Source organism: Candidatus Synechococcus spongiarum SH4 (assembly GCF_000586015.1).
GTDB classification, from domain to species: domain Bacteria; phylum Cyanobacteriota; class Cyanobacteriia; order PCC-6307; family Cyanobiaceae; genus Synechococcus_B; species Synechococcus_B spongiarum_F.
In genome coordinates, this window is the sequence record NZ_JENA01000071.1 from 1 (window position 1) to 7515 (window position 7515).

The following is a 7515-nucleotide window of genomic DNA, read 5'->3' on the forward strand; positions in this document are numbered from 1 at the left end:
AGCAGGTGCAGCGCCTGGTGGTCCAACAGGGCGGCGGCCCCGCTGCGGGACCACAGGATCAGCCCGCAGATGCCGAAGAGATAGAGGATGGAAAACCGGAACAGGCTGGTGGCCCGTTGCCGCTCCTCCGGCTGCTGCCGGAGGGCGGTGCTGAGTTGGAGCAGACGGCCGTTGAGGGGCAGAACCAGCAGGCCGTACAGGACCCCGCCACTGGGCAACAGGGCCATCCCCGCCAGGCTGGCCACGGCCGTCAGCCAGGCGTAGCGGCCAATGGCTCGGCTGGTGAACAGGGCCCCTTTCACCACGGGCAGCATGGGGATGCCCACCGAGGCGTAGTCATCCTTCAGGAGCAGGGCCAGGGCCCAGAAGTGGGCGGGAGTCCACACCATCACCAGGGCGAACAGCCACCAGCCCCCCAGGCCGACGTGGCCGGCGGCTGCCGCGGCCCCCACCAGGGGCGGAATGGCGCCCGCCACCCCGCCAACGACAATGTTGCGGCTGGTGCGGGGCTTCAGCACAACGGTGTACAGCAACACGTAGCTGCACAGACCCAGTAGCGAGAGTCCGGCAGCCAGGAAGTTCACCCCTACCGCCAGCACCATGGCGGCGGCCAGGGTGAAGCTGACGGCCAGGAGAAACGCCGTCCGTGCGGATAGGCGCCCCGACGGCAGCGCCCGTCCCGCAGTGCGGGCCATGCGCCCGTCCAGTTCCTGCTCCCACAGGCAGTTGAGCACACCGGCCGCGGCGGCGGCCAGGGTGCCCCCCCCAGGGTGCAGACCAACCGGGGGAGAGGGAGCGGCCAGGATTCAGACAGGGCCATGCCCCCCAACGTGGTGGCCAGCAGCAAGGGGATCAGCCGGGGTTTGGCAATCTCCAGCCAGGGAGGCAGCCGCAAATGCCGGCGACTGGGCACAACGGCATTCCGCCCGGAGGGGGTGACGGCGGCCCGGTTGACTTCCTCCCCTCCCTGAGGGGGGGAGGATTTCTTCCCGGACTTGGCAGATGCCTCATCCTCCAGCCGGGTTCCTGCTTCATGGCCGAGCGCGGGCGAACCCGTCTTGCCTTCAATTCCACAGGCGGTTTTACGTCTCCGCAAGTCCTGCGGCGGCGGCTCGGTCATCGCACAATGCCCTGAACGGCGGGGCTTGTTTCCCTGGACAGCCATGGTCATGGGGATGAGGGCAGAGGATGGAGAAGAACGGCCAGGCTGGTCAGCACGCCCAGCAGCAGGGCGGCGCCCAGTTGGTGGGCAATGGTCACCAACGGTTGGGACAGGTGCAGGTGCAGCGTGAGCACCCCCAGACCGGCTTGCAACAACACCAGGAGGCCGGCGGCAAAGGCCAGGGGGCGGGCGGGATGGGGCCAGGGGACGGCAGCGGCTTTGAGGGGCAACGCCACAACGGCCAGCAGCGCAGCGACGGCCAGCAGGCGATGGGCCGTGAGCCAGTGGCAGCCCTGCAGCAATTGCAGGCAGCGGCCCGTGGCCCACTGGCTGGCCAGCAAGCCCCCCAGAACACATTGGAGATACACCAGCAGGGCCGCCAGGGCCGGCCACCGGCGCCAAGGCCCCGCCAGGGATCCATCCACGTCAGGGGGCAGGGGTTCCAGTGTCAGCCGCAACCGTTGCCGCAGCAGGCTCAGCAGGACCACCAGCAGCAGACCCGTGGCCAGATGGGCGGTGACAATGTCAAAGCGCAGCAACCGGGTCACCGTCAGGGCGCCGAGGGCAACTTGCGCCACCACCAGCGCCATGGCGGTGGCGGCCAGGGTGGGCACGGCCGGGGGCAGGTGCTGACGTTGCCCCCAACTGAGGGCGGTCAGCAGCAGCAGCCCCAAACCCACCAGAGCGGCATCCAGACGATGGAACCATTCCAGGAAGACCCGGATGTTCATCTCCGCCGCGGGCAGAACGCTGCCGTAGCAGAGGGGCCAGTCCGGGCAGGCCAGTCCGGCTTCCATCACCCGTGTGGCGCCGCCCAGCGTCACCAGTGCCACCAGGGCCACCACCAGATGGGTGCTCAGCAGCAGCAGTGGCGACCTGTGGAGCGGCGGCGGCGCCAGACCAGCAGAAGTGGACACAGTCGGCCTACGAACGGTTACACGCTAGCCAGGTAGGTCAAATGACTCATGCCTGGCGCCGCTTTTTTAGATTCCCATTAGAAAGTCATGGACAACCATCCATACGCTGAAGGCACGTAACAGGCGCGTGCCGTGCCGATTCCTGCGTCCGTTCTCACCCTGGCTGCCGGCATTCTGCTGGCGTTGATCAGCCTCTGGGTGGGTCAGAACATCAACCTGATGCCCGTTGCCGCGGCAGACGATGCCGCCACTGTGGATGCGCTGTTCAAGGTTCTCCTGTCCATTGGCGTTGGCCTGCTGCTGGGCATCACCGCCATGCTGGTGGTGGCGTTGGCGCAGTTCCGCCGTCGCCCCGGTGATCACCTGGACGGCCCGGCCGTGGAGGGCAATCTTCCCCTGGAGATCTTCTGGACGGCAGTTCCCGCCATCGTCATCCTGATGCTTGGGGTCTATAGCTACGACATCTATGCGCGGATGGGTGGCATGGCCGACTTCAACCACCACACATCCATGCCGCCACCGGAGGTGGAGCAGGCCTCCCTGGGGAATCCGGCGGATCCGGAAACCGTCATCTGGGGGGGCATTGACCGGGCCGAGGGCATGGCCTTCCCCGTGGAGGTGACGGCCATGCAGTTTGCCTTTATCTTTCATTATCCTCAGCAGAACTTCACCACCGGAGAGTTGCACCTGCCCCTGGGTCAGCCAGTGGAGTTGCAGTTAAAATCCAACGACGTGATTCATGCCTTCTGGGTGCCCGAGTTTCGTCTGAAACAGGATGTGATTCCCGGTCAGCCCACGGTCCTCAGCTTCACCGCCAATCGGCAGGGTGATTACGACATCATCTGCGCCGAATTGTGCGGACCTTACCATGGGGGAATGCGCTCCAAGGTGGTGGTGGAAGACTCCCGGAGTTTTGAGGAGTGGCTCATCCGCAACACACCGGCCACGGTGGCCACATCTCCCGATTCCCCCCAGACCGCCTGATCAAGATCCCCCATCGCCAAAGAATCCATGACAACAAGCGCCCCCCCATCCCCATCGCTCCACAGGTCGTCAGGCCATGGGGACGTTCAACACCACACCCCTTGGCACGAGTACTTCGGGTTCAGCCTTGACCATAAGGTGATCGGTATTCAGTACCTGGTGACGGGCTTCTTCTTCTATCTGGTGGGTGGCGCCCTGGCGGGCATGATCCGTGTGGAACTGGTGACGCCTCTCTCGGATTTCATGGCCCGGGACACCTATAACCAGGTCTTGACCCTGCACGGCACCATCATGATCTTTCTCTGGATCGTGCCAGTGGTGAACGGGGCTTTCGGAAATTATCTGGTGCCGTTCTATGTGGGCGCAAGGGATATGGCCTTCCCGCGGCTCAATGCGGTGGCCTTCTGGATGCTCCCGCCGGCGGGTTTCCTCTTGCTGAGCAGTTATTTCATTGGGGGCGCCGCCCAGTCGGGCTGGACCGCCTACCCGCCCCTCAGCATCACCACGCCTGCGGTGGGGCAGATCATCTGGATCGTCAGTGTGCTGCTGCTGGGGGGCAGTTCCATCTTTGGCGCGGTCAACTTCATTGCCACAATCCTCAAGCTGCGGCGCCCTGGCTTGGGTCTGTTCCAGTTGCCCATGTTTTGCTGGGCCATGTTGGGCACCAGCGTTCTGGTGGTGCTGGCCACACCGGTGCTGGCGGGCGCCCTGATCCTGTTGAGCATGGATATTGTTGCCGGCACCGGCTTTTTTAACCCGGCTCTGGGGGGGAACGCGGTGGTGTATCAGCATTTGTTCTGGTTCTATTCCCATCCCGCCGTGTACATCATGGTGCTGCCTGCCTTTGGTCTGGTGAGCGAGATTCTGCCCATCCATGCCCGTAAGCCCCTGTTTGGTTATCGTTCCATGATTTATTCTATTTTGGGCATTGTGTTTTTGGGCTTGATTGTATGGGCTCACCATATGTTCACCAGTGGAACACCTCCATGGATGCGGTTGTTTTTCACCATTGCCACAGCCATTATTGCTGTGCCAACCGGCATCAAATTCTTTAACTGGCTGGCCACCCTCTGGCAAGGCAAGCTGGCCTTGAACAGTGCGTTGCTATTCTGCTGCGGCTTCATTTTCAACTTTGTCTTTGGTGGAATCACAGGGGTGGCCCTGGCCCAGGTTCCCTTTGATGTCCATGTCCACGACACCTATTTTGTTGTGGCTCATTTCCATTATATTGTCTTTGGTGGAACAGTCTTTGTGATTTTCGCAGCAATTTACCATTGGTTCCCCAAAATGAGTGGCCGCCTGCTCAATGAACACCTGGGCCGTCTTCACTGTCTGCTCACGTTTCTCGGCTTCAACATCTGCTTCTTCCCCCAGCACTGGCTGGGACTCAACGGCATGCCGCGGCGGGTGGCGGAATACGATCCCCAGTTTCAGCTCGTCAATCAGGTTTCTTCCGTGGGGGCCCTGCTTCTGGCCATCAGCACCCTGCCCTTTCTGATCAACGTGGTCTGGAGTGCATGGAAGGGGGCGCCGGCAGGGGACAATCCCTGGCGGGCATGCACCCCGGAATGGCTCACCAGCTCACCCCCACCCGTGGAAAACTGGCTCCGCGAGGCTCCCCTCGTGACAGAACCCTATGGCTATGGCAGTGTGGAGGACGCCATGCCGGTCACCACGGTGCGGGGCCGTGAACTCTGGTCCGCAGGCCGTTGAGCCCTGTGGGGCCGGGCCTGGGGGCCCGGGTCCGTTTTCCGTGTTTTCCCCCTTGCCACCTTCACCATGACCATCCTGACTCAACGGCCAACCGCCCCCCTCTCCCATGCACCGCAAGAGGCCCAGCCACAAGCACCGGCCCACTCCCATCATCCGGATGCGCGCCTCTTTGGTCTGATCATTTTTCTGGTGGCGGACGGCATGACCTTCGCCGGCTTCTTTGCCGCCTACCTCACCTATCGGGCGGTGAACCCTCTGCCCGTGAACGCGGAGTACGAACTGGAGTTGTTGCTGCCTGCCGTGAACACCCTGCTGCTTCTGGCCAGTAGCCTCACCTTCCACCGGGGCAGCAAGGCTCTCATGGCCAGCCGCATGTCCGACTGCCGTGGTTGGCTGCTGCTCACGGCTGCCCTGGGGGCCGCCTTCATGGCGGGCCAGATGTGGGAATACTTCCATCTCCCCTTTGGCTTGACCGACAATCTCTTTGCCAGCACCTTTTATGCCCTGACCGGCTTCCATGGGCTCCACGTCACCCTGGGCGCCGTGATGATTCTAATTGTGTGGTGGCAAGCGGGTCGCAAGGGATACTTTACACCGGAGAACCACTTTGGTTTTGAAGCGGCGGAGCTGTACTGGCACTTTGTTGACGGGGTCTGGGTGGTGCTCTTTGCCTTGCTGTATCTTCTGTAAAGCTGAACCGGAAAGCCAATGTCAAGTAACGAGCCAAACAACGGGGAGATGTTGGAGGGAGAACAACTGCTGGCCAAAGTCAGAATCTTTGCGGACCGCCCCCTGGATCAGCTCGCCAGGCTTTGTGGTTATGTCGGCCCATCCGGCCGGCTTCTGAAACAGAAGTTCTATTGTGCCCTGGTGGTGGCCAAGGGCTTTCAGGCGCCCGTCAAGGCGGACAACGACACAAAACACCGGGGCCGCCAGGCGGACTTCACCACCCGGGTGCATGGCAACGGCAATCTGCTGATTGGTCAGACCTACACCCATCGGGCCGGCATTGAGCCGGGCCAGGAGTTTTTCATCGAGATTCAAGCGGATACCGGATCCATCTTTCTCCTGCCCTGCGATGGGGAAGACCTGCATGTTTAGCCCATGCCTATGGGGGGCTCCAGCCCTGCTCCATCAGCCAGGCCTGGCTGATGGGCTGCTGCTCCTGGCGGGACCCGGCGGATTGCGGCGGCTCCAGGCCCAACAGTCGCTCGCTGTATTTGGCCAGTAGATCCGCCTCCAGGTTCACCAGATCCCCCACCTGTCGATGCTGCAAGGTGGTTTCCCCCCAGGTCACGGGGATCACCGCCGCCGCGAAGCACGCTCCTCCGGCACGACACCGGGCCACCGTGAGACTGATGCCGTCCACCGCCACACTGCCTTTGCTCACCACATACCTCCCGAAACCAGGATCCCGCCAGCGGATCTCCACGGTCCAGGAGCGGGGTTGACGTTCAATGGCCACCACTTCCCCCAGGCCGTCCACATGACCGGAGACCAAATGTCCCCCCAGCCGATCCTGGAGCCTCAGGGCCGGCTCCAGATTCACCATGGTCCTGGCGGCTGTGGGGTGACCCATGGTGCATCGGGCCATGGTTTCAGGGCTCACATCGGCGTGGAATCCCCACGGCGTCAGCCTGGCCACGGTGAGGCAGACCCCGTCCACGGCGACGCTATCCCCTTGCTGGGGATTGACCGTCGCCAGGAAATCCGGGCTTTGAACCGCAACGTCTCCCAGGCCAACGGTGGCCTGGCCCGTGGCCTGAATCAGTCCGGTGAACATGGCGGTCCCATGGAAAACAAGGCAGCCCTACCCCCATAATCAGGATAGCTAGCGATTGGAATGCCGACATGGTGGAGATGGGAGTTACCGGCATTGCCCTTGATGCCACCAGTCATCAGCCCATTGTGCTGCTGGGTGATCCCGACGGCCGTCGTCAGGTGCCCATCTGGGTGGAAAAGGTGCAGGCCCATAGCATCATCTTCGGCTTGAAGGGTCTCCATTCTCCCCGTCCCATGACCCACGACCTGATGCTGGATCTGCTGCGGGTGGCCGAGTTGGAATTTGATCGCATCATCATTAGCAGCATTCAGGACAACACGTTCCATGCGGAGCTGCGCCTGCGACGGCAGGACAAAACCGTGGTGAGCCTGGATTGCCGACCCAGCGACGCCATTGCCCTGGCGGTGCGCAGCAAGACCAGCATCTGGATGGTGGAGGAGGTGGTCAGTGACGCCTCCATCCCGGTGGATGCGGATGCGGATGCCATGGACACCGAAGCCTTCCGCAAGGCCATCGCCGATATCAGTCCCGCGGAGTTGATCCGCCGCTCCGGAGTCAGTCTGGACTCGCCGGAGCAGACCACGGACAGTTGCGATGACCCCCAGCCCGGGGAGCCATCCGGATCCGGGGGGTGATTCACGCCAGGCGGTGACTGTTGCCCCTCCCATGACCCGGCGTCCCTTTGGCCGCGGCCCCGGGGTGAGCGTCTTCACCCTGGGGCTGATGCGGGCCCTGGACAGCCCTCTGCAACTGCGGCAGGTGGTGGCCCGGTCCCTGGCCATCGGCATCAACCACTTTGAGACAGCGCCCTCCTACGGCCCTTCCCAGATCTATCTGGGTCAGGCCCTGGCCGCATTGGCCGTACCCCGGCGCCGCTACGTGGTCACCAGCAAGCTTTTACCGGGGATGGAGGTGGAAAAGGGCATGGCGGTGGTGCGCGCCACCCTCCGGCGTCT

9 protein-coding genes and 1 pseudogene are annotated in these 7515 nt (G+C 63.0%); 7 read left to right on the plus strand and 3 right to left on the minus strand.

Going from position 1 to position 7515, the window contains the following annotated elements; translation table 11 throughout:
* Positions 1-889, minus strand: a pseudogene (locus BG35_RS10305) (heme o synthase); the annotation flags it as partial.
* Here BG35_RS10305 and BG35_RS13620 point away from each other — a divergent pair.
* Positions 819-971, plus strand: a complete 153-nt coding sequence (locus BG35_RS13620; protein ID WP_236619783.1) for a hypothetical protein — start codon at positions 819-821, stop codon at positions 969-971. The pseudogene BG35_RS10305 and the gene BG35_RS13620 sit on opposite strands and share 71 nt — an antisense overlap.
* A 196-nt stretch (positions 972-1167) precedes the next feature.
* On the opposite strand, the gene BG35_RS0104675 is transcribed toward BG35_RS13620, so the two are convergent.
* Positions 1168-2079: a COX15/CtaA family protein gene (locus BG35_RS0104675; RefSeq protein WP_025781916.1), complete on the minus strand. Its 912-nt coding sequence runs from the start codon at positions 2077-2079 to the stop codon at positions 1168-1170.
* 132 nt (positions 2080-2211) lie between these two features.
* Between BG35_RS0104675 and BG35_RS0104680 the strand changes: the two genes are divergently transcribed.
* The 4 genes from BG35_RS0104680 to BG35_RS0104695 all read left to right on the plus strand — a co-directional run bounded on the left by BG35_RS0104680 (position 2212) and on the right by BG35_RS0104695 (position 5877).
* On the plus strand, positions 2212-3063 hold the full coding sequence (locus BG35_RS0104680) for a cytochrome c oxidase subunit II (protein WP_025781917.1): 852 nt from the start codon (positions 2212-2214) through the stop codon (positions 3061-3063).
* 27 nt (positions 3064-3090) lie between these two features.
* A complete protein-coding gene (ctaD, locus tag BG35_RS0104685) occupies positions 3091-4776 on the plus strand; it encodes a cytochrome c oxidase subunit I (RefSeq protein ID WP_025781918.1) in 1686 nt (561 codons plus the stop codon).
* A gap of 66 nt (positions 4777-4842) precedes the next feature.
* Positions 4843-5466, plus strand: coding sequence for a cytochrome c oxidase subunit 3 (locus tag BG35_RS0104690; protein ID WP_025781919.1), 624 nt, complete (start codon positions 4843-4845; stop codon positions 5464-5466).
* Between the two features lie 18 nt (positions 5467-5484).
* Entirely contained in the window at positions 5485-5877 is a 393-nt protein-coding gene (locus tag BG35_RS0104695; RefSeq protein WP_308417017.1) for an AbrB-like transcriptional regulator, read from the plus strand.
* A gap of 7 nt (positions 5878-5884) precedes the next feature.
* Here BG35_RS0104695 and BG35_RS0104700 read toward each other — a convergent pair whose 3' ends face one another.
* A complete protein-coding gene (locus BG35_RS0104700) occupies positions 5885-6559 on the minus strand; it encodes a riboflavin synthase (protein WP_025781921.1) in 675 nt (224 codons plus the stop codon).
* Positions 6560-6627: 68 nt separating this feature from the next.
* Here BG35_RS0104700 and BG35_RS0104705 point away from each other — a divergent pair, with 68 nt between their 5' ends.
* Complete coding sequence (locus BG35_RS0104705; protein WP_025781922.1) at positions 6628-7194, plus strand: bifunctional nuclease family protein; 567 nt, start codon at positions 6628-6630, stop codon at positions 7192-7194.
* 31 nt (positions 7195-7225) lie between these two features.
* A partial coding sequence (locus BG35_RS10310; RefSeq protein WP_034417057.1) for an aldo/keto reductase occupies positions 7226-7515 on the plus strand: 290 nt, incomplete at its 3' end.